Origin of the sequence: Pseudomonas fluorescens (genome assembly GCF_001623525.1) — a bacterium.
Classification (GTDB): Bacteria; Pseudomonadota; Gammaproteobacteria; order Pseudomonadales; family Pseudomonadaceae; genus Aquipseudomonas; species Aquipseudomonas fluorescens_Q.
Genome location: NZ_CP015225.1, coordinates 1419802 through 1446638, shown reverse-complemented (window position 1 = coordinate 1446638; position 26837 = coordinate 1419802). Strand labels below are relative to the sequence as shown.

The following is a 26837-nucleotide window of genomic DNA, read 5'->3' as shown; positions in this document are numbered from 1 at the left end:
GAAAAATAAAGATTGGCAAGTTGAATAACGGCCAGTTCGCTGGCGAAGCCAACAACAAGGAAGATCATGAATAGGCTAAGGAGCGCTGCTGCGGCGCCGCTGTTTAAAGCGCTGGGCGATTATAAAAATATTTTGATCAGTGTTGGATGTTTTACCGCGCTGATCAATGTCCTGATGCTCGCACCTTCGATTTATATGCTCCAAGTGTATGACCGCGGGTTGTCATCACAGAACGAGACCACGCTGGCGATGTTGTCATTGATGGTCGTCGGCTTCTTCGTATTCATCGGGCTGCTGGAAATGGTCCGCAGCTTCGTGGTCATCCGCATCGGCAGCCAGTTGGAAAGACGCTTCAATCTCCAGGTGTACAAGGCCGCGTTCGAGCGCAATCTGCGCCAGGGCGAAGGCAACGCCGGGCAATCCCTGGGCGACCTCACGCATATTCGCCAATTCCTCACCGGGCCGGCGCTGTTCGCTTTCTTCGACGCACCGTGGTTTCCCATCTATTTGCTGGTGATCTACCTGTTCAACGTGTGGCTCGGCGTGTTTGCCTCCGTCGGCACGCTGCTGCTGATCGGTTTGGCCTGCCTGAACGAGGCCATGACCAAAAAGGCCTTGGGGCAGGCCAGCGTCTACTCGCAACAATCCAGTCAACTGGCCACCAGCCATTTGCACAACGCCGAGACGATCCAGGCCATGGGCATGCTCGGCGCGCTACGCAGCCGCTGGTTCGCCGTGCACTCACGGTTTCTCGGCCTGCAGAACCAGGCCAGCGACACCGGCGCGGTCATCAGCTCCTTGAGCAAGACCCTGCGCCTGTGCCTGCAGTCGCTGGTGCTGGGTTTGGGCGCACTGCTAGTGATCAAGGGCGACATGACCGCCGGAATGATGATTGCCGGCTCGATCCTGATGGGCCGGGTATTGAGCCCTATCGACCAGTTGATCGCCGTGTGGAAGCAGTGGAGCGGCGCCAAGTTGGCTTACCGGCGTCTCGACGCGCTGTTGCAAGCGTTTGCGCCCCAGGACGACGGCATGACGCTGCCTGCGCCTGAGGGCCAGGTGAGTTTCGAACACGTCAGCGCCGGGCCGCCAGGGCAACGCAACGCGACGCTGCAGCAGGTCAGCTTCAGCCTGGCCGCGGGGGAAGTGCTGGGTGTGCTGGGGGCGTCCGGTTCCGGCAAGTCCACCCTGGCCCGGGTGCTGGTGGGCGTGTGGCCGACCCTGGCGGGTACGGTGCGCCTCGACGGGGCCGATATTCATCGTTGGAATCGCGAGCAACTCGGCCCGCACATCGGCTATTTGCCACAAGACATCGAGCTGTTTTGCGGCAGCATCGCCGAGAACATCGCCCGGTTTCGCCAAGCCGATCCGCAAAAGGTCGTCGCCGCCGCGCAGCAGGCTGGGGTCCATGAGCTGATCCTGCGCCTGCCCCAGGGCTATGACACGGTGCTGGGGGAGGACGGCGGTGGTTTGTCCGGCGGACAGAAACAACGGGTTGCGCTGGCCCGGGCGATGTACGACCGGCCGAGCCTGGTGGTGCTCGATGAACCCAACTCCAACCTCGACACGGTTGGCGAAGCGGCGCTCGCCAGTGCCATCGCCCAGATGAAGGCCCAGGGCACCAGTGTCGTGCTGGTCACTCATCGTTCCTCGGCACTGGCCCAGGCCGACAAGTTGCTGGTGCTCGACGAAGGCCGGCTACAAGCCTTCGGCCCAAGCCAGCAAGTGTTGCGCGCGCTTTCCGGCCAGTCGAGTTCACAGGACAACGCGCCACGCAGCTCACCGCCGAACAGTCCCCAGGTGGCCCCCACCGGACTGAGCATGAGTCGCCAGTACCAGGCCGCCAGCAAACCCGGTGGCGCATGAGCAAGGAGCTCGACATGAATCTCGAACATACGCAGGACGTTGAGCGGCCGGAGCGCGACGCCCACTTTTTCACGCGCGTGGGCTGGGCACTGGCGCTCGTTGGCGCGGGCAGTTTTTTCACCTGGGCCAGCCTGGCGCCGCTGGACCAGGGCATCCCCGTGCAGGGCACCGTGGTGGTTTCAGGCAAGCGCAAGGCGGTGCAGTCGATGAGCAGCGGTGTGGTCAGCCGGATCCTGGTGCGCGAAGGCGAAGCGGTGAAGCAGGGCCAGCCGCTGTTTCGCCTGGACCAGACTCAGGCCGCCGCCGATGTGCAATCGCTGCAGGCGCAATACCGGATGACCTGGGCGAGCCTGGCGCGCTGGCAAAGCGAGCGGGACAACCTGTTACAGGTAAGTTTCCCGGCTGAGCTGAGTCGCGATCCCGATCCACGCCTGGCCCTGGTGCTTGAAGGCCAGCGGCAACTGTTCAGCAGCCGCCGCGAAGCCTTCGCCCGGGAGCAGGCGGCGTTGCGCGCCAACATCGAGGGGGCGGCGGCGCAATTGGCGGGTATGCGTCGGGCCCGCAGCGACCTGACCGCCCAGGCCGAATCCCTGCGTCTGCAACTGGGCAACCTGCAACCCTTGGCCGACAACGGCTATATCCCGCGCAACCGCTTGCTGGACTATCAACGCCAGTTGTCGCAAGTGCAGCAGGAACTGGCGCAGAACAGCGGCGAAAGCGGGCGGGTGGAGCAGGGGATCGTCGAGTCGCGGCTGAAGCTGCAGCAGCACAACGAGGAATACCAGAAAGAGGTGCGCAGCCAGTTGGCCGACGCCCAGCTCAAGAGCGAAACCCTGCAAGAGCAACTGAAATCCGCCGGCTTCGAGCTGCAACACAGCGAGATCCTTGCCACCGCCGATGGCATCGCCGTCAACCTGGGGGTGCACACCGAGGGCGCCGTGGTGCGCCAGGGCGACACCTTGCTGGAAATCGTCCCCCAGGGCACGCGGTTGGAAGTGGAAGGGCATCTGCCGGTGCATCTGATCGACAAGGTCGGCGCGCATTTGCCGGTGGACATCCTGTTTACCGCCTTCAACCAGAACCGCACGCCAAGGGTGCCAGGGGAAGTCAGCTTGATTTCTGCCGATCAAATGCTCGATGAGAAGACTGGCGCGCCGTATTACGTCCTGCGCAGCAGCGTCAGCGACGTGGCGATGGACAAGCTCAACGGCCTGGTGATCAAGCCCGGCATGCCGGCCGAGATGTTCGTGCGCACCGGCGAGCGCTCATTGCTCAACTACCTGTTCAAACCGCTGCTCGACCGAGCCGGCTCTGCGTTGACCGAAGAATAAGGATGTCCGGCGGTATGAAGCGTTTCTATTGGGTAGCCGTGCTGGCCGCTTCCGTGTGCAATAACGCCTGGGCCATGGGGCCCTTCGAGTTCTACGAGCGGGCCCTGCGCAATGATCCGGTCTACCTGGGCGCGATCAAGGAGCGCGATGCGGGCCTGGAAAATCGCGCCATTGGCCGCGCCGGGCTGCTGCCGCACCTGGGCTACAGCTACAACAAGGGTCGCAACCAGTCCAAGGTCACGTACCTCAACGATCGCGGCGCCAGCCAGCATGATGATCGCAACTACAGCAGCTACGGTTCCAGCCTGACGTTGCAACAACCGCTGCTGGACTACGAGGCGTACGCGGCCTACCGCAAGGGCGTGGCCCAGGCGTTGTTCGCTGACGAAAATTTTCGTGGCAAAAGCCAGGAGTTGTTGGTGCGGGTGCTGAGTCATTACACCCAGGCGCTGTTCGCCCAGGACCAGATCGATATTGCCCAGGCCAAGAAAAAGGCCTTCGAGCAGCAATTCCGCCAGAACGAGCATCTGTTTCGCCAGGGCGAAGGTACGCGCACCGACATCCTCGAGGCGCAGGCGCGCTATGAACTGGCAATCGCCGAAGAGATCGAGGCGCGAGATGAGCAGGATGCCGCCTTGCGCGAGCTGGGCTCGCTGATTGGCGTCCCGGCCCTGGATATCGGCGACCTGGCGCCGCTGCATGACACCTTCCAGACCTTTGCCTTGCAACCGGCCAGTTTCGACACATGGCACGAGCTGGCGGTGAGCAACAACCCCAGCCTGGCGTCCCAGCGCCAAGCCGTGGACGTGGCGCGTTTCGAGGTGGAGCGCAACCGCGCCGGGCACCTGCCCAAGGTCAGCGCCTACGCGACGATGCGCCAGAACGAATCGGAAAGTGGCAATACCTACAACCAACGCTACGACACCAACACCATTGGCCTGGAAGTCAGCGTGCCGCTGTACGCTGGTGGCGGGGTCTCGGCGTCGACCCGCCAGGCCAGCCGCACTATGGAGCAGGCCGAATACGAGTTGGATGCCAAGACCCGCGAGACGCTGATCGAATTGCGTCGCCAGTTCAGCGCCTGCGTGTCCGGGGTGAACAAGCTGCGCGCTTATCAGAAGGCCCTGAGCTCCGCTGAAGCGCTGGTGGTCTCGACCCGGCAAAGCATCCTTGGCGGCGAGCGGGTCAACCTCGATGCACTCAATGCCGAGCAACAGCTCTACAGCACCCGCCGCGACCTGGCCCAGGCCCGTTACGACTACCTCATGGCCTGGACCAAGCTGCATTACTACGCCGGCACCCTCGGCCCGCAGGACCTGGCGAAGGTGGACGAGGCGTTTGTGTCCCGGGCGCCCATTCAATGACCTGTGGCGAGGGAGCTTGCTCCCGCTCGAGTGCGAAGCGCTCGCAGGCTTTTTTTGGGGCCGCTACGCAGCCCAGCGGGAGCAAGCTCCCTCGCCACAAAGACAAAAGCAAAGACAAAAGCAAAGACAAAAGCAAAGACAAAGGCAAAGGCAAAGGAAAAGGCAAAGGCAAAGCAAGCCACTAGGCCAGGACAGGTCCCATCAGGCCGCGCAACCCCAGGATTCTTGCAACAACTAAGGATGGTTCGTGATGAAAATCGATAACAAAAAACAGCCCGGACAGACAGGGCGCCTGTTCCTGCCCAAGGCCCTCAACCGCGCCCTGCTCTGTGCACTGGCGACCTTGGGCGCGGCCCAGGCGGCGCCTTATGTCGAGAGCGGCAGGGCGGGTAATCCAGACAGTTGGCGCAGCAGCGAATTCAACGCCGAATGGGGGTTGGGGGCAATCAACGCACAGCAGGCCTACGCCGCCGGGTATACCGGCAAGGGCGTCAAGCTGGGGATCTTCGACCAGCCGGTCTACGCGGCGCACCCGGAGTTCTCCGGCACTGGCAAAGTGGTGACCTTGGTCACCAGTGGTATCCGCGAGTACACCGATCCCTACATCCCGGTGAAAGCCGGTGATCCGTTCCGTTACGACGGCTCGCCCACCGTTGGCTCCGATGGCAAGCTGGGTTCCCACGGCACCCATGTCGGCGGGATCGCTGCCGGCAGTCGCGATGGCAGCCCGATGCACGGCGTGGCGTACGATGCGCAGATCATCAGCGCCGACAACGGCGACCCGGGCCCCGAAGACGGCATCATCCTGGGCAACGATGGCGCAGTGTACAAGGCGGGTTGGGACGCGTTGATCGCCAGCGGCGCACGCATCATCAACAACAGCTGGGGCATTGGCATCACCGATCGCTTCGACCAGGGCGGCCGCGATCCGGCGTTCCCGCACTTCACGGTGCAGGACGCGCAACTGCAATTCGATCAGATCAAGCCGCTGCTGGGCACCAAGCCTGGCGGCGCCTACGAGGGCGCCATCGCCGCGGCCCGCAGCGGTATCGTCACGATCTTCGCCGCCGGCAACGACTACAACCTCAATAACCCCGATGCCATCGCGGGCCTGGCGTATTTCGTGCCGGACATCGCGCCGAACTGGCTCACCGTGGCGGCGCTGCAAGTCAATCCGGACACCGCCAGCGCCGATCCGTACACCATCAGCACCTTCTCGTCGCGCTGCGGCTACACCGCCAGTTTCTGCGTGTCGGCCCCCGGCACCCGGGTCTACAGCGCCGTGATCGGCGGCACCCGTGCCGACGACCTGACTGTCGGCTACGCCAACAAGAGCGGCACCTCCATGGCCGCGCCCCATGTTGCCGGCAGCGTGGCGGTGTTGATGGAGCGTTTTCCGTACATGACCGGCGCCCAGGTCGCCAGCGTGCTACGCACCACCGCCACCGACATGGGCGCGCCGGGCGTCGATTCGTTGTACGGCTGGGGCATGATCAACCTGGGCAAGGCCATCGACGGTCCATCGATGCTGGTGACCGAGCAGGACATCCCCGCGGAGTTTCGCATCGATGGCGCCTATGGTTCCGGCCAGTTCGTGGTGGACCTGCCGGGCATCGGCGCGATCATCGATGCCGGCAAACCCACGGAACGGGTGTGCAGCGGCATCCAATGTGGCCTGGACGTTTGGCGCAACGACATCGCCGGCCACGGCGGCCTGACCAAGGAGGGCATCGGCACCCTGGTGCTCACCGGCGCAAACACCTACAGCGGGCCGACCCTGGTCAATCAAGGGCGACTGGCGATCAATGGCTCGCTGGCCTCGGCCGTTACGGTCAACGACGGCGGCATCCTCGGTGGCAACGGGCGCATCGCCAGCCTGACCGCCAGCCGCGGCGGCAGCGTGGCGCCGGGCAACTCCATCGGCACCTTGCAGGTGGCCGGCGACGTGACCTTTCAACCCGGTTCGAACTACTCGGTGGAAGTCTCGCCCACCGCCAGCGACCTGATCGTGGCCGACGGCAAGGCGTCCATTGACGGGGCGACGGTGTCGTTGTCCCTGGAAAACAGCCCGACACTGCTGACGGCTGGCGAGGTGAAAAGCCTGCTGGGCCGGCAGTTCAATATCCTGCAGGCCGCCGATGGTATTGACGGGCGCTTCGCTGGCGTCTTGCCCAACTATGCGTTTCTGGGGGGCGACCTGGCGTACAGCACCAGTGGCATTCAACTGGCGGTCGAGCGTAACGACGCGTCATTCGCCAGCCTCGGCCTGACGCCTAACCAGCGCTCCGTTGCCTCGGCCGCCGAACGACTGGGCGCAGGCAACGGACTCTACGAAGCCTTGCTGCTTTCGCCCAGCACCGCCGTGGCGCAACAGGCATTCCAGCAACTGTCCGGTGAAATCCATCCGGCCATTGGCACACTGTTGATCAACGACAGTCGTCAGTTGCGCGACGCCGTGGGTGATCGTCTGCGCCAGGACGCCCTTTACGACGCCGGTACGCCGACCGATGCCAGCAGCAATGCCTGGTTCAAGGTGCTGGGCGCTTGGGGCAAAAACGATGGTGGAAATGATCACGCCAGTACGACCAGTTCCATCGGCGGGCTGCTGGCCGGTGTCGACGGACTGATCAGCGACCAGACGCGACTGGGCTTCGTCACCGGCTACAGCGACAGTTCGTTGAGCATGGGTGACGGCACCCATTCATCGGCCAAGGCCGACAGCTATCACCTGGGGGCCTACCTGGGACATGAAATCGACGCGCTGCGCCTGACCGTTGGCGCTGCCCACAGTTGGCATCGCGTCGACGTCAAGCGGGACCTGCAATGGGGCGACGTCAGTGGCCGGGAGAAAACCAAGCGCGATGCCCGGACCACCCAGCTCTTCACCGAAGCGGCGTATCGCCTCAACTTGCAACCGGTAGCCCTGGAGCCGTTTGCCAACCTGGCCTATGTGCACCTGGACAGCGACAGCTTCCATGAGAAAGGCGATAACGCGGCCCTGCACGGTGGCGACGATCGCCGCGATGCCGTGCTCTCGACCCTGGGCGTGCGGGCCAACCATACCCTGGCCCTGTCGGATCGACAGCAACTACAACTGTCCGGCTCCCTCGGCTGGCAGCACAACCTGAGCAGCACCACGTCCGAACAGGACCTGGCCTTCGCCGGCAGCAGCAACACCTTCGCGGTGCAGAGTGTGTCCATGGACCGCAACGCCGCCGTGATCGGTGCCCGTGCCGGGCTTGCGGTCGCCAAGGATGTGCGGCTCAACCTCGATTACAACGGCCTGATCGGCTCCCGGGATAAAACCCACGGCGTGGGCCTGACCCTGGATTGGCAGTTCTGACCAAGAAGAAGAGCTGGATATCCCCCCGTGGCGAGGGAGCTTGCTCCCGCTGGAGTGCGAAGCGCTCCCCAGGGCGACTGCTATGCCCCCGAGCGGGAGCAAGCTCCCTCGCCACAAAAAGCTGTACCTCCCGGTTCTAGCATTCCAACAACAAAAGAGAGCAACAACCATGGGTATCTACGACTACAAGAACCTCGGCACTGCCGAATCCAAGGCTCTGGTCAGCGACGCGATGGCGATCATGCTGTATTCCTACCATAACCTCGACAATGGCTTTGCCACCGGTTATCAGCACAACGGCTTCGGTGCCGGCCTGCCGGCCACCCTGGTGACCGCGCTGCTGGGGGGCACCGATTCCCAAGGGGTGATTCCCGGCGTGCCGTGGAACCCCGATTCGGAAAAACTGGCCCTGGAGGCGGTACAGAAGGCCGGTTGGACGCCCATCAGCGCCGCGCAACTGGGTTACGCCGGCAAGGTGGATGGCCGCGGGACGTTTTTCGGTGAAAAGGCCGGCTACACCACTGCGCAGGTAGAGATCCTCGGCAAATACGACAGCGCGGGACACCTGCAGGAAATCGGCGTGTCGTTTCGCGGTACCAGCGGCCCTCGGGAAAATCTGATTGGCGATTCCATCGGTGACGCGGTCAACGACCTGATGGCCGCGCTGGGACCCAAGGACTATGCAAAAAACTACGTCGGCGAAGCCTTTGGCAACCTGCTGGGGGACGTCGCGAAATTTGCCCAGGCCCATGGCCTGACGGGCAACGACGTGTTGGTCAGCGGCCACAGCCTGGGTGGGCTGGCGGTCAACAGCCTGGCGGACTTGAGCACCAGCCAATGGTCGGGGTTCTACTCCAGTGCCAACTACATCGCCTACGCCTCGCCAACCCAGAGCAGTACCGACAAGGTCTTGAACATCGGTTACGAGAACGATCCGGTGTTTCGCGCCCTGGACGGCTCGACGTTCAACCTCGCCTCGGTGGGTGTGCACGATGGGCAACAGGAATCGGCCACCAACAATATCGTCAGCTTCAACGACCACTACGCTTCGGCGACGTGGAACGTGTTGCCGTTTTCCATTCTCAACATCCCCACCTGGATTTCCCACCTGCCTACCGGCTACGGCGATGGCATGGGCCGGATCATGGGGTCGGCGTTCTACGACCTCACCGAAAAAGACTCCACCATCATCGTCGCCAACCTGTCGGACCCCGCGCGGGCCAATACCTGGGTGCAGGACCTCAATCGCAACGCTGAACCCCATACCGGCAGCACGTTCATCATCGGCAGCGACAGCGACGACCTGATCCAGGGCGGCCAGGGTAACGACTACCTGGAAGGCCGCGCCGGCAATGACACTTTTCGTGATGGCGGTGGCTATAACGTGATCCTGGGCGGGCAGGGCAGTAATAGCTTGCAGCTGCAGCAATCGATCCAGGATTTCAGCGTCGCCCATGACGGGGCCGGAACCCTGTATGTCCGCGACGCCCATGGCGCGATCAGCATCACCCGCGACATCGGCACGCTGATCAGCAAGGAGTCCGGATTGTTCTGGGGGCTGCTCAAGGATGAGGTGAGCCACAGCGTCACCGCCAATGGCCTGGTGGCCGGCGCCAACCTGACGGCATATGCCTCGTCGATCAAGGGCAGTGTGGCCAATGACACCCTGGTGGCGGGAGCGAAGGGCGACTGGCTGTTCGGCCAGGACGGCAACGATGTGCTGGTGGGCGGCGCGGGTAACGACACCTTCGTCGGTGGTGCGGGCAATGACCAGATGCAAGCGGGGGCCGGCAGTGACACCTTCCTCTTCAACGGCGCTTTCGGCCAGGACCGGATCAGCGGCTACGACGCGGGGGACAAGCTGGTGTTCCTCGGCGTGCCGGGCGCCGGGGCTGGTCATGACTACAGCCAGTACCTGTCACAGGTGGGCAATGACACGCTGTTCAAGGTCGGCGACAGTTCCGTGACCCTGGTGGGCGTTGGTCTGGGTCAGGTGGGGGGCGAAGGGATCGTGTTCGCCTGATAGCGCCCTCGCGAGCAAGCTCGCTACCACAGTGGATCTCGGGTGTATGCAGTAGTTGTATTCACCACCGAGCCTTTGTGGGAGCGAGCTTGCTCGCGATGGCGGCATTCCAGGCGAGTCACTGGAAATCAGTCTTCCTTGCGAATGGTTGCCACGTCATCGGCGCGGACCCGGACTTTCCTGCCGGAAATATCCTCGAACTCGTAGAAACCGTCGGCGGTGCGGGTGTTGGGGGTGTCCTTGGTCAAATACTGGGTACCGTTCTGCAAGGTCACCACGGTTGGCGACGCGCAGCCAGCCAGAGCCAGAAATGCCACGGCGACCATGGGCAGGCCCAGAAACCTGATGTTCATAACCATAACCTCTCAATCAAAAGGACACGGAGCAGCTGATTCGACCGCGCCATCACGTTAGTCAACCGCCATTGGTCTCGCTTGCCGTAGGAAAGTTCATCGCTGACTGAAGGATTTCACCTTAAATATAGGAGACCGTTCATCTTTTGCTGTTGCCTGGCCGGTTTACAGCTGTTATCTGTATGCATAACCAGTGCTTAATATCCTTGGCGTTCTTTCCGTGGCAGTCCGTTCCCTCGACGATCCGTTTTACTATCTGAACAACTTCCAGCAGGTGCTCGCTTGGTTGACGCAGCGTTATGCCGATGTGCTCAGCACCGACGAGCAGCGCTTCATCGAGCACTTCGCAGCGCTGCCGCGTGGCGCCCAGGGCTTGCTGGTGCGGATGGTGATGCGCAAGGGGCTACGGTTTCGCCATAGCAAGCTGCATTACCCGGAAATTGGCGACATCAGCGCCGCCGTCGCGCCACTGTTGGCGCTGGGTTGGGTCGAGGAACAGGCCCCCATCGGGCTCGTCGAGCTGTTCGAGGTGCTGCTCAAGCCGGAAATCCTCCTGTGCCTGGGCCATCTGATCGAACACCCCAAGGCGAAAAAGACCGAATGGCTCCACGCCTTGGACGAACACCTCAACCAGCCCCAGCCGTTCGATGCCTGGTGCCCGCAGTTGGATGACCGGCTGTACAGCCTGACGATCATGAGTCTGTGTGACCGGCTGCGGTTGATGTTTTTCGGCAACCTTTACCAGGACTGGTCGGAATTCGTCCTGGCGGACCTGGGCATCTTCACCTACGAAACCGTCGAGTTCAGCGCCGAGTCACGGGGCTTGCGCAGCCGCGAGGACGTCGATGCCTGCCTGTTCTTGCACGACTGCCAGCAGCGCTTCGAAGCTGGCGAGCCCCCGGAAGAGATCGTCGCCCAGGTCAACGAACTGTCCCTGGACAATCCGTGGCTGGAGCGGCGCCGGGGCAAGTTGTTGTTCCAGATTGGCCAGCATGGCGAGCGCATCGGCGACTTCGCCTTGGCCTTGGGCATCTATCGCGATTGCACCTACCCGGGCGCGCGGTTGCGGATGGTCCGGGTACTGGAGCGCATCGGCGAATACGGCCTGGCCCTTGAACTCGGCGAGGTGGCGATGCAGGCACCGCAAAGTGCCGCCGAAACCCAGGCCTTGCTGCGGATCGTGCCCCGTCTTCGGCGCAAGTTGGGCGGCCCGCCGGTGCCACGGGGCCTGGCCCGGGAAGTGGAGCGCCTGGAGCTGCAACTGCCTCGCGTCGATCCGACCTTGTCGGTGGAGTACCACGTCCAGGCCCACCTGCACGACGACACCGCACCAGTGCATTACGTCGAGAACAGCCTGATCAATTCGCTGTTCGGCCTGCTGTGCTGGCCGGCGATCTTCGCGCCGTTACCGGGCGCATTTTTCCACCCGTTCCAGCGGGGGCCGGCGGACCTGCTCAACGAAGATTTTCATGCCCGTCGCGCCGAGCTGTTCGCAGCTTGCCTGGTAGAGCTGGACGATGGCCGCTATCGGCAGACCATCAGCCGTCGCTATGCCGAAAAGTGGGGCGTGCAGTCGCCTTTCGTATTCTGGGGCGCGCTGTCCGAGCCCTTGCTGGAACAAGCCCTCGATTGCTTGCCGGCCGCGCATCTCAAGCACTGGTTTGACCGTTTGCTGCTGGACATCAAGGCCAACCGCGCCGGCATGCCGGATCTGATCCAGTTCTGGCCGCAGCACAAGACCTACCGCATGATCGAAGTCAAAGGCCCTGGTGATCGGCTGCAAGACAACCAGTTGCGCTGGCTGGAGTTCTGCCATGAGCACCAGATGCCCGTTGCCGTTTGTTATGTGCAATGGGCAGAGTCGGCTATCGCGAGCGATGGGGCCGCATGACTCCGGCATCCCGCTACAGCATCGCCGTGCGGGCGTTGTGTGAGTTCACCGCCAAGGTGGGTGATCTTGACCTGCGCTTCACGCCGTCGCCCACGGCCTTGGAAGGCATCGCTGGCCATCGCACCGTGGCCTCGCGGCGCAGCGAGGGTTATCAGGCTGAAGTGGCCCTGGAAGGTCATTACCAGGCACTGACCGTCAAAGGCCGGGCCGACGGCTACGACCCGACCCGCAACTGCCTCGAAGAAGTGAAGACTTACCGGGGCGACCTGAGCAAGCAACCGGCCAATCACCGCCAACTGCATTGGGCCCAGGCGAAAATCTACGGCTGGCTGATGTGCCAGAAGCTACAGTTGCCGCATATCGACGTCGCCTTGGTGTATTTCGACATCGTCAGCGAAAAGGAAACCTGCTTTACGCAAAGCTTCGAGGCGGCGCAACTCCAGGCGTTTTTTGAAGCACAGTGCGCGCTATTCCTCGCCTGGGCCGAACAGGAAATGGCCCACCGCCAGGCCCGCAATCTCGGCGCACACACATTGGCTTTTCCTCACGCCAGCTTCAGGCCAGGACAGCGGCACTTGGCTGAGTCGGTATTCAAGGCGGTCAGTACCGGCCGTTGCCTGATGGCCCAGGCGCCCACCGGCATCGGCAAGACCGTCGGCACGCTGTTCCCGATGCTCAAGGCCCTGGCGCCGCAGCGGTTGGATAAAGTGTTCTTTCTCACCGCCAAAACCCCGGGACGCAAGCTGGCGTTGGACGCCGCTCAAGTAATCACCCGCAGCGCGCCGTCGATGCCGTTGCGCGTGCTGGAAATGATCGCCCGGGACAAGGCTTGCGAACACCCGGACAAGGCCTGCCATGGCGAATCCTGCCCGCTGGCCCGTGGTTTCTACGACCGCTTGCCGGGCGCCCGGGCAGCGGCGAGCCAGGTCACGTTGCTCGACCAGGCGGCGTTGCGCGAGATTGCGCTGGCCCATGAGGTCTGCCCGTATTACCTCAGCCAGGAAATGGCCCGCTGGGCCGACGTAGTGGTGGCCGACTACAACTATTACTTCGACTTCAGCGCGTTGCTCTTCGGCCTGGCCCAGGCCAACGGCTGGACTGTCGCGACCTTGGTGGATGAAGCCCATAACCTGGTGGAGCGCGGGCGGCAGATGTACAGCGCGACCCTCGACCAGGCCACGCTGACCAGCGTGCGCAAAACCGCCCCTGAACCGCTGAAGAAATCCCTCGATAGGGTCAATCGCCAGTGGAACGCCTTGCATGCGCCCCAAGTGGCGGCCTATCGGGCCTATGAAAAGTTGCCGGACAAATTGCTCCAGGCCCTGGCCACCTGCACTACGGCTATCGGCGATTATCTAAACGATCATCCCCAAGGCCTGGACAGCGGATTGCAGGCGTTCTACTTCGACGCGTTGCAGTTTGGCAGGGTGGCGGAAACCTTCGATGAGCACTTTCTGTTTGACATCCACAAGCGCGAACTCGGCCGCCAGCGCAGCCTGTCTACGCTGTGCCTGCGCAACGTGGTGCCGGCCGCATTCCTGCGTCCCAGGCTGACGGCGGCCCGCAGCACGGTGCTGTTTTCCGCGACCCTGAGCCCCCGGCATTACTACGCAGACTTGTTGGGGACGCCGGGCGACACGGTATGGATCGACGTGGAATCGCCGTTCAAGGCCGAACAACTGGACGTACAGGTTGTCAGCCGCATTTCCACCCGTTTTGCCCATCGCCAGGCGTCCCTGGAGCCCATTGCCGCGTTGATGGCCCGCCAGTTCAACGAGCGCCCAGGCAACTACCTGGCCTTTTTCAGCAGCTTCGATTACTTACAGCAAGTGGCTGGGCTGTTTGCCGAGCGGTACCCGCAAATTGCGCTCTGGACCCAATCGCGCGGCATGGGCGAAGCCCCCCGGCAGGCGTTTCTCGAACGCTTCATGGAGCACAGCCAAGGCATTGGCTTTGCGGTGCTGGGCGGCGCGTTCGGCGAGGGCATCGATTTGCCGGGTTCACGCCTGATCGGCGCATTCATCGCCACCTTGGGGCTGGCGCAGTTCAACCCGGTCAATGAGCAGATGAAACAACGCATGGCCGCAATCTTCGGCGATGGCTACGACTACACGTACCTGTACCCTGGCCTGCAAAAAGTCGTGCAGGCGGCCGGTCGCGTTATCCGCACCCAGCAGGATCGCGGGGTGGTGATGCTGATCGATGACCGGTTTGGCGAGGCGAGGGTGCAGCACTTGTTGCCGCGCTGGTGGTCAATTACCCAAGAGGCCCACAAAGTGGAAGGCTCGAGGATTTTTCCTGGCGCCTGACTTGCTCCATACTTCGCAAAAAAAGAATCCACACGGATGCCCCGGCCAGATGCTTGAGAACGCCCCCAAGTCCCCACTCATGAACGAGGAACAGCGCTTTCGCCTGCTCATCGACGCGGTGGTCGACTACGCCATCTACATGACCGACCCATCGGGCCTCATCACCAGTTGGAACTCCGGCGCCAGGCGCGTCAAGGGCTACGAGGAATCCGAGATCCTGGGCCAGCATTTCTCCCGTTTCTACACCGATCAGGATCGCGCCGCCGGCCTGCCGCAACGGGCGCTGGACACGGCCGTGCAGGAGGGGCGCTTTGAGGGCGAGGGTTGGCGGGTGCGCAAGGACGGCACGCTGTTCTGGTCCCATGTGGTGATCGATCCGATCATCGACAGCCAGAGCGGCACCTTGCTTGGTTTCGCCAAGATCACCCGCGACCTGACCGATCGCAAGATGGCCGAGGAAACCCTCAAGCAAAGCGAGCAGCAGTTCCGCCTGCTGGTGCAAAGCGTCACCGATTACGCCATCTACATGCTCGACCCGCAAGGCCAGGTCACCAACTGGAACCTGGGGGCGCAGCGGATCAAGGGTTATCTTCCGGCCGAGGCTATCGGCCGGCATTTCTCGATGTTCTACACCCCCGAGGATCGCGATACCGGCGAACCACAACGGGCGTTGAGCATTGCCGCCAGCGAAGGGCGCTTCGAGAAGAAAGGCTGGCGCATGCGCAAGGATGGCACGCGCTTCATGGCCCACGTGGTCATCGATGCGATCCGCAGCGACACCGGCACGCTGTTGGGATTTGCCAAGATCACCCGTGACATTACCGATGCCACCCAGGCCCAGCAGGCCCTTGAGCAAGCCCGCGAGGCGCTGTTCCAATCCCAGAAACTGCAAGCCGTCGGCCAGCTCACCGGCGGCATCGCCCATGACTTCAACAACCTGTTGACGGTTATCCTTGGCAACCTGGAGATCGTGCGCAAGCGCATGCCCGACGAGCCGAAACTCACTCAATTGCTGGACAACGCGACCCAGGGCGCGCTGCGCGGGGTTTCGCTGACCCAGCGCATGCTGGCGTTTGCCCGCCGGCAAAAACTGACCTACGAATCGGTCGAGCTGGCGGCCCTGGTGCAGGGTATCAGCGGCCTGCTGCAAAGCTCCCTGGGCCCATCGATACACATCCAGACCCGCTTCGCCGAGGCGCTGTCGCCGGTGCTGGCCGATGTCAACCAACTGGAACTGGCGATTCTCAATCTGGCGACCAACGCCCGGGACGCCATGCCCCATGGTGGCAAGCTCCTGATTACCGCCGATGAGCGGCAAGGGGGTGATGCGGCCCACGACAAGCCGATGCCCCCCGGGCGCTACATTTGCCTGGCGATTACCGATGAAGGCGAGGGCATGGATGAAGCCACGCTGGCCTCGGCCGTGGACCCATTTTTCACCACCAAGGGGGTTGGCAAAGGCACGGGCCTGGGGTTGTCCATGGTTCATGGCCTGGCGGAACAGCTGGGGGGACGTCTGACGCTCAGGAGCGAGAAAGGTGTCGGTACCACCGCGCAGTTGTGGTTACCGGTGGCAAACGACCCGGCACCGGGCAAAGCGTCGATCCAGGAAACAACGCAGCCAGTCGATGAGTTGAAAGTGCTGGTGGTCGATGATGACAGCCTGGTGCTGACCAGCACGCGCCTGTTGATCGAAGACCTCGGGCACCGGGTCCTTTGCGCGCCATCGGGCGCCCAGGCACTGGAGCTGTATCAGCGCAACCCGGACATCGACCTGGTCATCACCGACATGGCCATGCCGCAGATGGACGGTGCGCAGTTGGCGAAGCTGTTGCGCGACCGCCAACCGAACCTGCCCATCATCCTGGCCACCGGTTATGCCGAACGCCTGGAAGGTTTCGCCACCCAATTGCCTCGGTTGATCAAGCCGTTCAAGCAGATTGACCTAGTGCAGATCATTGGGCAGACGATGAAATAGTCAGCCTCCTGTGGCGAGGGAGCTTGCTCCCGCTGGGTCGCGAAGCGGCCCCCATGTCGCGAGCGCTTCGCACTCGAGCGGGAGCAAGCTCCCTCGCCACACAAGAGCAGGCGCTTATTCAGTGTTCTTCTTGAACCCCCGCAAATTCATCGCACACAGGCAAAACTGCAACACGATCAACGCATACGCGTGGGTATGAAGCCCCCAGATCACCCACAGAATATTGCTTGCAATAAAACAACTGAATCCCGCCATCCGGCGTCGCGGTTGGCGTGAGCCGATCAACCAGGCGGCCAGCACCGTGACGAGCATCGCTGGCCATTGCACCCATCCAAGATAATCCACACAAGCGTCCTCTTGCCCTGATGAACTAGAGACCCTGGCGGTTGGGGAGCGTTTCCCCGGACGTTGGATGCACCTGCGGTCCATTGGCTTGAACTTGCCGTGCGTCGGGTTCTTCTAATGAATTCGAATCATCAGAGAGGCTCGTCCTTCGCAATGCCCAGAATACTCACCGGGCCCACCCCGGAAGAAGAACTGACGGAACACAACGCCAAACTGTTCGGTTCACCCAAGGAACGACTGGATTTCTATCGCCGGGAAATCCAGTACGAAACCAGCATCCTGGCCAACCGAACCGATGCTTACCTGGCCGCCCAATCTTTCCTGGTGATCGCCTTTGCTTCGTGCATGGCCAACCTGAACCCGGAGTGGGGCAAGTTGTTCACGCTGATCGTGCCGCCATTTCTGGCCTTGCTGGGATTCTTGAGCTCGCTCAATGCCTGGCCGGGCATCAAGGCGGCCTACGAAATCATCGATCATTGGCATTTCAAACAGAGCGAATTATTGCGCGCCGAACCCTTGATGGGCCTGGCCTACGACGAGTCACCGCTGTTCAACGAGCGGGAGTCGACGCACAAAGGCTACCGCAAGTCGCTGCTGTTCTCGGTGCGTACACCATGGATCTTCGCCACCTTCTGGGTATTGCTGGGGGTGTATTCGGTCTATATCCAGATGGGCGATCCTGGCGGTTGAGCCACGCGATCTTGAGGACAAACATCATCGTGGCGAGGGAGCTTGCTCCCGCTGGGCTGCGAAGCGGCCCCAAGCTTTGCGGTTGCTGCGCAACCGAGCGGGAGCAAGCTCCCTCGCCACAACAGCGTTCATCTCCTGCCGCAGTTACTCACCTCGGATGCTTGCGGCGCTCATACCATGCCAGGGTCGGTTGGGTCGTGACGCCATGAACCAGAATGCTCAACGCCACCACCGACAGGGTGAGGTTGATGCACAGTTGCTCCACCTCCGGCTGCAGGTCGTTGTTCAAGGCGAAAAACAAATAAAACAGGCTGCCGATCCCTCGGATGCCGAACCAACCGATCAGCAGCCGTTGCGGTCCGTCGAGCAATCGCCCCCAGGGTAACGCCAGCACACTCAACGGGCGGATGACGGCAAACAGCAAGGCACCGATCGCCAAGGCCCGCCAGTCCCAATGGTTGGCCAGCACGACCCCAAGCAGGGTGACCAGAAACACTTCCATCGATCGCTCCACCAGGCTGCCGAATGCGAGCATGTCGCTCATCATGACCCCTGCGGCCAATTGACCATCGTCCAGCGACTCGGTATCACCCAGGACAGCCTGTTGGGGATCGACGGTTTCGTGGCCCACCACCGGTTGCACCAGGTGTTCTGCCGGCGGCGCCGCTTCATCGGTGGATTTGACCTCAGCCTGGCGCAGCCCCAGGCCGGCGGCAAACACTGAGAGAAAACCATAGCCCTGGATCCACTCGGCCACGACGTAAGCCAGGGCAATCAGTGCCAGGGCCAGGTAGTCATTGGGCGACAGCGTGCTGTCGGCATTCCGGATGCGCATCGACAAGGTCAGCTTGCCAATGCCGCGGCCCATCCAGTAGCCGACCAGCAAACCGGCCGGCACCGCCCAGAGGACGTTACGCAGCAGCCATTCACCGAGAAAACCGCTGCCGTCTTCACGCAGCATCAACAGGCCGAGGATCACAAAAGGAAATGCCGTCCCGTCGTTCAGTCCCGCTTCGCCCGACAGGCCGAAACGTACCCGGTCGTCATCCCGCGCGTCATTGACCTGCACCAGCGCCGCCAGCACCGGGTCGGTAGGTGCCAACATCGCGCCGATCAGCATCGACACGCCCCAACCCAGGCCCAACAGATAATGCAATGCCAGGCACAGGCCGGCGATGCACAGGATCATCACCGGCCCGGCCAGCCCATAGGCGACACGCCAGGTACGGTTCTTGAGGGGCAAACGCAACTTGAGGCCGCTGACGAACAATGAAAACACCACCGCGACCTCCGTGAGGTGTTCCATCCAGACCGCCGAGTCGCTGATGTCCAGCTTCAGCACGTCCAATCCGATCGGCCCGATGGCAACGCCCAGTACCAGGCACATCGCCGAGGTGGTGACCGGCATCCAGCGCAGATAGGAGGAGGTCAAGGCCAGGGTCAGCAACACCGCACCGAGCACCGCTACCCATACCGTGAAAGTCATCGTTGCTCCTTGGATAGCGCTTGGTACAGCCGGTGGGTAAAACCCGTGGCGAGGGAGCTTGCTCCCGCTCGGCTGCGAAGCAGTCGTAAAAACTTTGACGCGCCCATTGCATGGGCCGCTTCGCGTCTAGCGGGAGCAAGCTCCTCGGCACAACAGCGCCGTTGCCACATTCAACAGCTGGGGTGGTTCTCAGTATTCGAGGGCTGGAGCGAAACGAGGGTTCCCCTCGTGAATGGACAACCCGTTTATCCGCCTGCCCTTCAACCCAACGGAATTTTTCGTCGTTGCCGGTGCTCTGCAACAGAAGAGACGTGCTGATTCAGCGTCCGCCGAAACCCAAGAGGCCCTTATGACTGCGCTGACACCCCTCCAATCCCAGCCGGGAACCGTGCACCCTGTTACGCCTGACGGGCACGTGCGCCAATGCTATGAACGACTGTTCCAGGGCCCTGACGACGCTGACAAGCAAGCCGTCGCCCAAACGTTCCTCCAGGAATGCATCGCAAAGGCCGCGGCGCTTCCCCAGGAGATGCCCGACGACCCCATGGCGCTGCTGGCCTGGGTCGAGCAGCACAGCGCCGGCGTGGCCCGGCAATACGCTGACTACCTGGAGCGGCGCAAAAATGGCGGCGCGCGGGAGTTCTTCAGCAGCAAGGCCCACGCCTTGTACTTCCTGCAGGCTGTGGCGCCGACCAAACGGGTGGACGGCGCCTGGCTGTATGGCGTGGTCAAGCACTGGCATGACCACCGTTTCGAAGGGTTGCTGTGCACCTACCTGGAAGAACTGGGGGACGGTCATCCCGCGCAAAACCATGTGGTGCTCTATCGAAAATTGCTCGCCGAACACGATCTGTCGGATGCCCCGGACATCGACGACGACCTTTATCTGCAAGGCGCCGTGCAACTGGCCTTGGGGTACGCCGGCGACGAATATCTGCCAGAAGTCATCGGCTACAACTTGGGCTATGAGCAATTGCCCCTGCATCTGCTGATCAGCGCCTATGAGCTGAGCGAACTGGACATCGATCCGTACTATTTCACCCTTCATGTCACCATCGACAACGCCAGCACCGGCCACGCCCATAAGGCCGTACAAGGGCTGCTGCAGCTGATGCCGATGGAAGCCGACCGGGAAGCCTTCTGGCACCGGGTCACGTTGGGCTATCGCCTCAACGACCTGGGGCAGGGCAGCCGGGACATCATCGGCGCGTTCGACCTGACCCGCGAAGTGCTGGACATGCTTGAACGCAAACGCCCGTTCGGCCAGCACATGCATTCCGATTACTGCAAGTTCGAAGGCAAGACCGTCAACCAGTGGCTTTTGGCGCCGGGCCAGTTGGAAGGATTCTTGGCGGCAATGCAGAACAAAGGCTGGATCAAACGCCATGAAGACCCGCAGAACAGCCGCTTCTGGACGCTGATCAACGGGGCCGGAGCAGCCATGTTCGGGGTGTTCAGCCCCTACGAAAAACAGCTGCTGCACGATTGGATAGCCGGTGACTGGCTGGACGAGGGTACAAGATCCGGCGTCCGGCGCGGTCCGGTTGCTGCCTGCGAGCCGACGACGCCGATGGACGATCCCGATGTACAAAGCTTGCAACAGGCACTGCAAGGGCGGACGCCCAACGAGCAGATGCAGGTTCTGATGCCCTGGCTCTGTGCTCGGCGTCATAGCCATCCGGCCGGCCTGTTGGCGACTCGTCGGTTCATCGAACTCAAATCCGCACTTCGTTAGGGAGCCCTGCATGAATGAAGAACGCCTGTCCGAGCGGGACCTTGCGCTGTTGCAACTGGGCCGGCGCCTGCAAGCCGACGGCTACCGTTTCATTACCCCAACGCCGTTGACCCACGAGCGAGTCAACCAGCGCCCCGGCAATGAACGCTCCAAGACCTTGCGGGACGTGTTCGGTTGGTCGCGGCCATTTGCGCCGGGACTGATCAGTGCCGATGAACAGCGGCAACTGCAAGAAGCCCAAGTGCTGGAAGAGCGCGACGGCCTGCTGCGCAGCCGGGTGCGCTGGTCGAGCCTGGATGGCTTGCTGTTCGCTCATTCGCCGTTCCCCACCCAGGCCACCGATGCGGTGTTTTTCGGCCCTGACAGCTACCGTTTCGCCCAACTGATCCATACTCATCTGCAGCAGAACTTCACGGCGGTACATCGCGCCGTGGACATCGGTTGTGGCGCCGGCGTCGGTGCGATCGTGATTGCCCGCGCCCGGCGTGAAGCGCAAGTACTGGCGGTGGACATCAACCCGCAAGCCTTGCGCCTGAGCGCCGTGAACGCCGCGCTGGCCGAGGTGGGCAATGTCGAGGTCGCTCGCAGCGACGTGCTGCAGGACGTGCCAGGCAACTTCGACCTGATCGTCGCCAACCCGCCGTACATGGCTGATCCATCCGAGCGCGCCTACCGCCATGGCGGCGGCGCACTGGGCGCCGGGTTGTCGTTGCGTATCGTCGAACAGGCCTTGCCCCGGCTGACACCGGGCGGCTCGCTGGTGCTCTACACCGGCGTGGCGATGGTGGATGGGCGCGACCCGTTCCTGGAAGCGCTGGGCCAATGGCGTGACTCGGCGGATTTCGGCTGGACCTACAAGGAATTGGACCCGGACGTGTTTGGTGAGGAATTGCTGACGCCGGGTTATCAGGATGTGGAAAGGATCGCCGTGGTGGCGTTGGTTGTAACCCGCATTGGCGCAGGTATCGGCGGGGTTATCGGAGGGATTATCGATGAACAGGCGCATGAAATTCGGCATTGAAGAGGAGTATTTCATCACCGATCTGCAAACCCGTTGCATGCCAGGCGAGCCACCCGCACAAGCGATCGCAGCTTGCCAGGCCGAACTGGGCAAGCATTTCGCCCATGAAATGTTCCTGTGCCAGGTCGAGATGGCATCGCCCATCTTTCGCAGCCTGTCAGAGGCGGCCGATTACCTGAGCCAGGTGCGTACGGACTTGAACCAGCGGTTGGCACCCTATGGCCTGGGTCTGCTCAGCGCCGGTTCACATCCGATGACGACCCAAGTACTGCAGCCGACCGACGAGCTGCATTTCCAGCAACTGTTCGATGATTACCAACGGGTGGCGAGGCGCAGCGTGCTGTCGGGCCTGCATATCCATGTGGAAGTTCCGGCCATTCAGGATCGAGTGCGGGTCATGAATGAGATCCTGCCCTGGTTGCCGATGTTCCTGGCCCTGAGCGCTTCATCACCGTTCTGGAACGGTGGCTACAGTGGCTTCAGCAGCTATCGACAAGTGGCCTGCGATGAATGGCCACGCATGGGCGTGCCGGAGTTTTTCGAAGACGAGTCGGCGTTCGCCAGCTACGTCGACATGCTCATGCGTACCGGGTCCATTCGCCAACCCAGCGATTGCTGGTGGGTGATACGGCCTTCCTCACGTTACCCCACGCTGGAACTGCGCATTTGTGATGCTTGTCCTCGGGTCGACGACGTCCTGTGCCTCGCCTCGCTGTTTCGCCTGATGGTGGCCCATGCCGTGGCGCAGCGCCGGCCTGGCGCCAACTACAGCCAGATGTCCCAGTGGGTCCTCAAGGAAAATCGCTGGCGGGCCAAGCGTCATGGGATTCTCGCGGAGTTCATCGTCGAGGGGCAGGAGCAGCCGATGCTGATCGGTGAATGGCTGACCCTGGCCGAGCAAACCTTCGGTGAGACCGCAGCAGAGCTGGGTGTCCAGGACGTATTCGGGCAAGTGCGCCGTATCGTGCAGGAAGGCACCAGCGCCGACCGGCAAATCGTCCTTTTCGAACAGGGGCTGTTGCTGGGCGATTCCGTCGAACAGGCCCTGGGCCGCGTGGTCGATCAATTGCTCGCGGAAACCGTCGGGCTGCCGGTCGCCGATCCGGCGTTGCAACAGGTGGCTGGTGGTCCATGAGCAGCAAGACCCTGGATGACTACAACCGCATGCGGGATTTCGCCGCCACTCCGGAGCCGGCGGCGAAGCGCTCGCGCCAATCGGCGAAGACTGCCCATGCCTTGCAGTTTTGTATTCAAAAACACGACGCCTCGCGGCTGCATTACGACTTTCGGCTGGAACTGGACGGTGCACTCAAGAGCTGGGCGGTGCCCAAAGGCCCCTCCCTGGACCCGAAAGCCAAGCGCCTGGCGGTGCATGTCGAAGACCATCCGCTGGATTACGCCACGTTCGAAGGCAACATCCCCGAGGGCCATTATGGCGCCGGTGACGTGATCGTCTGGGACCGGGGCGTCTGGATTCCCCAGGGCGATCCCCACGAGGCCTATGAAAAAGGCCGGCTCAAGTTCGAGCTGCAAGGGGAAAAGCTCAGCGGCCTGTGGAACCTGGTGCGCACCCACATGCCCGGCAAGCAGGAGCAGTGGTTCCTGATCAAGCACCAGGACCAGGCCGCCCGCCCCGAAAGCGAATACGACGTGGTCCAGGCCGAGCCGGACAGCGTGCTCAGCGATCGCACCCTCGTGCCCAAGCGTCGAGGCAAGGCTGCCGCCAAAGCGGTGAAACAACCGGAAAAAGCCGTCCGCCCGAAATCGCCGAAACGCCCCTCGAAAACCACCCTCAGCGGCGCGGTCGCCGGGCCGCTGCCGGACACCCTCAAGCCGGAACTGGCGACCCTGGTGGAAAGCGCGCCCGACGGCGAGTGGCTCTATGAAATCAAGTTCGACGGTTATCGGGTCATGGCGCGGATCGAAAACGGCGACGTCAGGCTGCTGACCCGCAACGGCCATGACTGGACCCACAAATTGCCCAGTCAAGCCGAAGCATTGGCCGCGCTGGGCCTGGAATCGGCTTGGCTCGACGGCGAGATGGTGGTTGCCAACGACCAGGGCGTGCCGGATTTCCAGGCCTTGCAGAATGCCTTCGAGGCCGGCAGCAGCGGCAAGATCGCCTATTACCTGTTCGACGTGCCTTACCTCAATGGCATGGATTTGCGCAACGTGCCGGTGCAAGAGCGCCGGGCCGCATTGGCGGCCGTGCTGGAGTCCAACGAAAGCCCTTTGCTGCGGTTTTCCGATGCCTTCGAAGAAAACCCTGAAGCGCTGCTCAACAGCGCCTGCCAGATGCAGATGGAAGGGCTGATCGGCAAGCGCATCGGCAGCACCTATGTGTCCCGGCGCAGCAACGACTGGATCAAGCTCAAGTGCAAGAATCGCCAGGAGTTCGTGGTGGTGGGCTTCAGCGAGCCCAAGGGCGCTCGCAGCGCCTTCGGTGCCTTGCTGCTGGGGCTGCATGATGCCGACAGCGGCCAGTTGCGCTACGCCGGCAAGGTCGGCACCGGGTTCAACGAAACCACCCTCAAAAGCATCTACCAGCAATTGCTGCCCCTGGAGACGAAAAAGGCCGCCGTGGTGAACCCGCCCACCGGTTACGAAGCCAAGGGCGTGCACTGGCTGGAACCGAAGCTGCTGGCCGAAGTGGCCTTTGCCGAAATGACCAAGGACGGCTCGGTGCGCCATGCGGTTTTCCATGGCTTGCGCGACGACAAGCCGGCCAAGGACATTACCCAGGAGTTGGCCAAGCCCGTGAAAAAAAACGCTACGGCAAAAAAAGCCAAAGCCAAAGCCAAAGCCAAAGCCAAAGCCAAAGATGAGCCTGGCGCGACACCGGCCAGGACCAAGAGCAAGGCCAAGGCCAAGGCACCGGCCTTGGACTGCAAGGTCCGCATCACCCATCCGGAGCGGGTCATTGACGCCAGCAGCGGCACCACCAAGCTGCAACTGGCCGAGTACTACGCCAGCGTGGCCGAATTCATCCTGCCGGAACTGGCGGATCGCCCGGTGGCCTTGGTCAGGGCGCCGGATGGCATCGCCGGGGAACTGTTCTTCCAGAAGAACCCCGAGCGCCTGGCGATTCCCGGTATCACCAGCCTGGACAAGGAACTGACCGGGCAGCCGGTGATGATCATCAACAACGCCGAGGCGCTGATCGGCGCGGTGCAGATGAGCACGGTGGAGCTGCACACCTGGAATGCCACTTCCGTCGATCTGAACAAGCCTGACCGTTTCGTCCTCGACCTTGACCCGGACCCGGCGCTGCCCTGGAAAAGCATGGTCGAGGCGACGCAGCTCACCTTGTCGGTGCTCGATGAACTAGGGCTCAAGGCGTTCCTCAAGACCAGCGGTGGCAAGGGCATCCATGTGGTGGTGCCGCTGACGCGCAAACTGGGTTGGGACGAGGTCAAGGGGTTCAGTCATGCGATTGTCAGTCACATGGCCAAGCTGCTGCCAGACCGTTTTTCGGCGGTGTCCGGGCCCAAGAATCGGGTAGGGCGGATTTTCATCGATTACCTGCGCAATGGGTTGGGCGCTACCACCATTTGCGCTTATGCCGCCCGGACTCGGGAAGGGTTGCCGGTGTCGGTGCCGATCTTTCGCGAGGAGGTGGCCGAGCTCAAGGGGGCGAATGTGTGGAACGTGCACAATGTTCATGAGCGTCTGGCGGAGGTTGGGCATGAGCCTTGGGCTGGGCTCAAGCGAACTCGGCAGAGTATTACGGCTGAGATGCGCAGGCGTATCGGTATGAAGAAAGTTTAACCGGATCACCTCAAGCCGCTGTCATCGGCATTGTGCACCCCGAAAACGCATTCAGCCCACCGGGACACGCAAATATTCCGGCTGCAGGTAGTTGAACCAGAGCAGGATCATTTCCACCAGGATCGTCACCAGGATCAGCAGCCCCACGCCCCAGACACTTGCCGAATACAGCAGGCCCTGTTCCTTCTTGAGGCCCATGAACTTGGGCAGCCCGACGAACAGCAGGAACGTCGAGTAGGCCGACGCCAGTAACAGCACTGCCACGGCCAGCCAGCGGCTCGGGTAAAGCCCGAAGATTCCGGCCAGGAAGTACGGCGTTGCGGTATAGGCGGCGAAGCCGATGCATTGGTTGACCGTCGGGCGGACGTCGAAGGTGCGGGACATCCAGCGAATGAACAGGCCCATCAACGTGACGCCGGCGACGATGGTCACGTACAGCAGCACGCACAATTGAAGCGCGCTGGCACTGCTGAGTCGTACCGTTTCGTTTTCGGCCAGGCTCCATCCGGTCCAAGTGGTGCCGATGAACAGGCATACCGCGGGGATCAGCGCGAGCAGCAGCAAATGAGCCAGGTAATGGCGTGGATGCGCCTGTTCTTGCTCGCGTATGTCGGCCCAGGCGAATTCGGGCTGCGTGAACAGTTTGACGAAAGGTGCGGACATGACGACCTCCTGATCAGGACGACCTCTGCATGAGGCCCTTATGGAGTTTGAGGTACAGAAAAAGACTCGGGTTTCATTTATTTGCTGGTCCTGGCCGACGGGGCGATAAAGGGAATGAAACACAACGGTAGAGGTCAACCCATCAGCATCCCCGAAGGACCGTCTGCCATGACTGTTGCCCAAATCCTGGTTGATTATTTGCGCGATCATGACCTGCGCCTGACCACAGCCGAATCCTGCACCGCCGGACAGATCGTCACATTGCTGGCCGAGGTGCCCGGCAGTGGTTCACTGATCGAAAGCGGTTATGTGGTGTACTCCCCTGAGGCCAAGCAGCGCTTGCTCGGTGTCAGCCCACGCACCATCAAGACCTTCAATCTCACCAGCCGTGAAGTCGCCGAGGAAATGGCCCTCGGCGCCTTGCACGATGCCAATGCCAATGCGGCGGTGGCCACCACCGGTCTGCTCGGGCCAGACGACAAGGACGGAATACCCGCCGGCACCGTCTGCTTTGCCTGGGCGTTCGATGTGGACGGTCAGCGAGCACTGTTCAGTCGCTGTGAACGGTTCTTTGGCAGTCGCGGCCAGGTGCAACTGTGGGCAGCGCAGTACGCCTTGCAGCAATTGCCGGCCTTCCACCAGCGGGCTGTGGCCGGTGAGCGTCGGTAGGA

18 protein-coding genes are annotated in these 26837 nt (G+C 62.2%); 14 read left to right on the top strand and 4 right to left on the bottom strand.

What is annotated here, in order from left to right:
* Nucleotides 1–66: 66 nt before the first annotated feature.
* From TK06_RS06210 to TK06_RS06185, 5 genes are all read left to right on the top strand, one after another.
* Nucleotides 67–1866, top strand: coding sequence for a type I secretion system permease/ATPase (locus tag TK06_RS06210; protein WP_063321306.1), 1800 nt, complete (start codon nt 67–69; stop codon nt 1864–1866).
* A complete protein-coding gene (locus tag TK06_RS06205) occupies nt 1863–3197 on the top strand; it encodes an HlyD family type I secretion periplasmic adaptor subunit (RefSeq protein WP_063321305.1) in 1335 nt (444 codons plus the stop codon). The genes TK06_RS06210 and TK06_RS06205 overlap by 4 nt, the downstream gene beginning before the upstream one ends.
* 14 nt (nt 3198–3211) lie before the next feature.
* Nucleotides 3212–4561, top strand: coding sequence for a TolC family outer membrane protein (locus TK06_RS06200; RefSeq protein ID WP_063321304.1), 1350 nt, complete (start codon nt 3212–3214; stop codon nt 4559–4561).
* 250 nt (nt 4562–4811) lie between these two features.
* Complete coding sequence (locus TK06_RS06190; RefSeq protein WP_086936584.1) at nt 4812–7904, top strand: autotransporter serine protease; 3093 nt, start codon at nt 4812–4814, stop codon at nt 7902–7904.
* A gap of 169 nt (nt 7905–8073) precedes the next feature.
* Complete coding sequence (locus TK06_RS06185; RefSeq protein WP_063321302.1) at nt 8074–9927, top strand: polyurethane esterase; 1854 nt, start codon at nt 8074–8076, stop codon at nt 9925–9927.
* Between the two features lie 128 nt (nt 9928–10055).
* On the opposite strand, the gene TK06_RS06180 is transcribed toward TK06_RS06185, so the two are convergent.
* The gene (locus TK06_RS06180; protein ID WP_003201785.1) at nt 10056–10280 is read right to left on the bottom strand and encodes a YgdI/YgdR family lipoprotein; all 225 of its coding nucleotides are present in this window, start codon (nt 10278–10280) and stop codon (nt 10056–10058) included.
* Nucleotides 10281–10500: 220 nt separating this feature from the next.
* On the opposite strand from TK06_RS06180, the gene TK06_RS06175 reads away from it, so the two are divergent.
* Genes TK06_RS06175 through TK06_RS06165 form a run of 3 tightly spaced genes read left to right on the top strand, consistent with a single transcriptional unit; the run spans nt 10501 to nt 16458 of the window.
* Nucleotides 10501–12171, top strand: a complete 1671-nt coding sequence (locus tag TK06_RS06175) for a VRR-NUC domain-containing protein (RefSeq protein WP_063321301.1) — start codon at nt 10501–10503, stop codon at nt 12169–12171.
* Complete coding sequence (locus tag TK06_RS06170; protein ID WP_063325084.1) at nt 12168–14480, top strand: ATP-dependent DNA helicase; 2313 nt, start codon at nt 12168–12170, stop codon at nt 14478–14480. Before TK06_RS06175 ends, TK06_RS06170 begins: the two co-directional genes overlap by 4 nt.
* Nucleotides 14481–14529: 49 nt before the next feature.
* On the top strand, nt 14530–16458 hold the full coding sequence (locus TK06_RS06165; protein ID WP_063321300.1) for a hybrid sensor histidine kinase/response regulator: 1929 nt from the start codon (nt 14530–14532) through the stop codon (nt 16456–16458).
* A 114-nt stretch (nt 16459–16572) separates the two neighbouring features.
* On the opposite strand, the gene TK06_RS06160 is transcribed toward TK06_RS06165, so the two are convergent.
* Complete coding sequence (locus TK06_RS06160; protein WP_063321299.1) at nt 16573–16803, bottom strand: hypothetical protein; 231 nt, start codon at nt 16801–16803, stop codon at nt 16573–16575.
* 153 nt (nt 16804–16956) lie between these two features.
* Between TK06_RS06160 and TK06_RS06155 the strand changes: the two genes are divergently transcribed.
* Nucleotides 16957–17493 carry a hypothetical protein gene (locus TK06_RS06155; RefSeq protein ID WP_063321298.1) on the top strand — a complete coding sequence of 179 codons (537 nt, stop codon included), beginning with the start codon at nt 16957–16959 and terminating at the stop codon, nt 17491–17493.
* A 148-nt stretch (nt 17494–17641) separates the two neighbouring features.
* Here the strand turns inward: TK06_RS06155 and TK06_RS06150 are convergent, their stop codons facing one another.
* The gene (locus tag TK06_RS06150) at nt 17642–18979 is read right to left on the bottom strand and encodes a cation:proton antiporter (RefSeq protein ID WP_063321297.1); all 1338 of its coding nucleotides are present in this window, start codon (nt 18977–18979) and stop codon (nt 17642–17644) included.
* 349 nt (nt 18980–19328) lie between these two features.
* Between TK06_RS06150 and TK06_RS06145 the strand changes: the two genes are divergently transcribed.
* Genes TK06_RS06145 through ligD form a run of 4 tightly spaced genes read left to right on the top strand, consistent with a single transcriptional unit; the run spans nt 19329 to nt 25503 of the window.
* Nucleotides 19329–20714, top strand: coding sequence for an iron-containing redox enzyme family protein (locus TK06_RS06145; protein ID WP_063325083.1), 1386 nt, complete (start codon nt 19329–19331; stop codon nt 20712–20714).
* A 10-nt stretch (nt 20715–20724) separates the two neighbouring features.
* Nucleotides 20725–21735 carry a methyltransferase gene (locus TK06_RS06140; RefSeq protein WP_063321296.1) on the top strand — a complete coding sequence of 337 codons (1011 nt, stop codon included), beginning with the start codon at nt 20725–20727 and terminating at the stop codon, nt 21733–21735.
* Nucleotides 21707–22870 (top strand): carboxylate-amine ligase, encoded by a 1164-nt coding sequence (locus TK06_RS06135; protein ID WP_063321295.1) that lies wholly within the window; start codon nt 21707–21709, stop codon nt 22868–22870. The genes TK06_RS06140 and TK06_RS06135 overlap by 29 nt, the downstream gene beginning before the upstream one ends.
* A complete protein-coding gene (gene ligD, locus TK06_RS06130) occupies nt 22867–25503 on the top strand; it encodes a DNA ligase D (protein WP_063321294.1) in 2637 nt (878 codons plus the stop codon). Before TK06_RS06135 ends, ligD begins: the two co-directional genes overlap by 4 nt.
* A gap of 51 nt (nt 25504–25554) precedes the next feature.
* Here ligD and TK06_RS06125 read toward each other — a convergent pair whose 3' ends face one another.
* Nucleotides 25555–26166, bottom strand: a complete 612-nt coding sequence (locus tag TK06_RS06125) for a Yip1 family protein (RefSeq protein ID WP_063321293.1) — start codon at nt 26164–26166, stop codon at nt 25555–25557.
* A gap of 168 nt (nt 26167–26334) precedes the next feature.
* Here TK06_RS06125 and TK06_RS06120 point away from each other — a divergent pair, with 168 nt between their 5' ends.
* Nucleotides 26335–26835, top strand: coding sequence for a CinA family protein (locus TK06_RS06120; protein ID WP_063321292.1), 501 nt, complete (start codon nt 26335–26337; stop codon nt 26833–26835).
* Nucleotides 26836–26837: the final 2 nt, after the last annotated feature.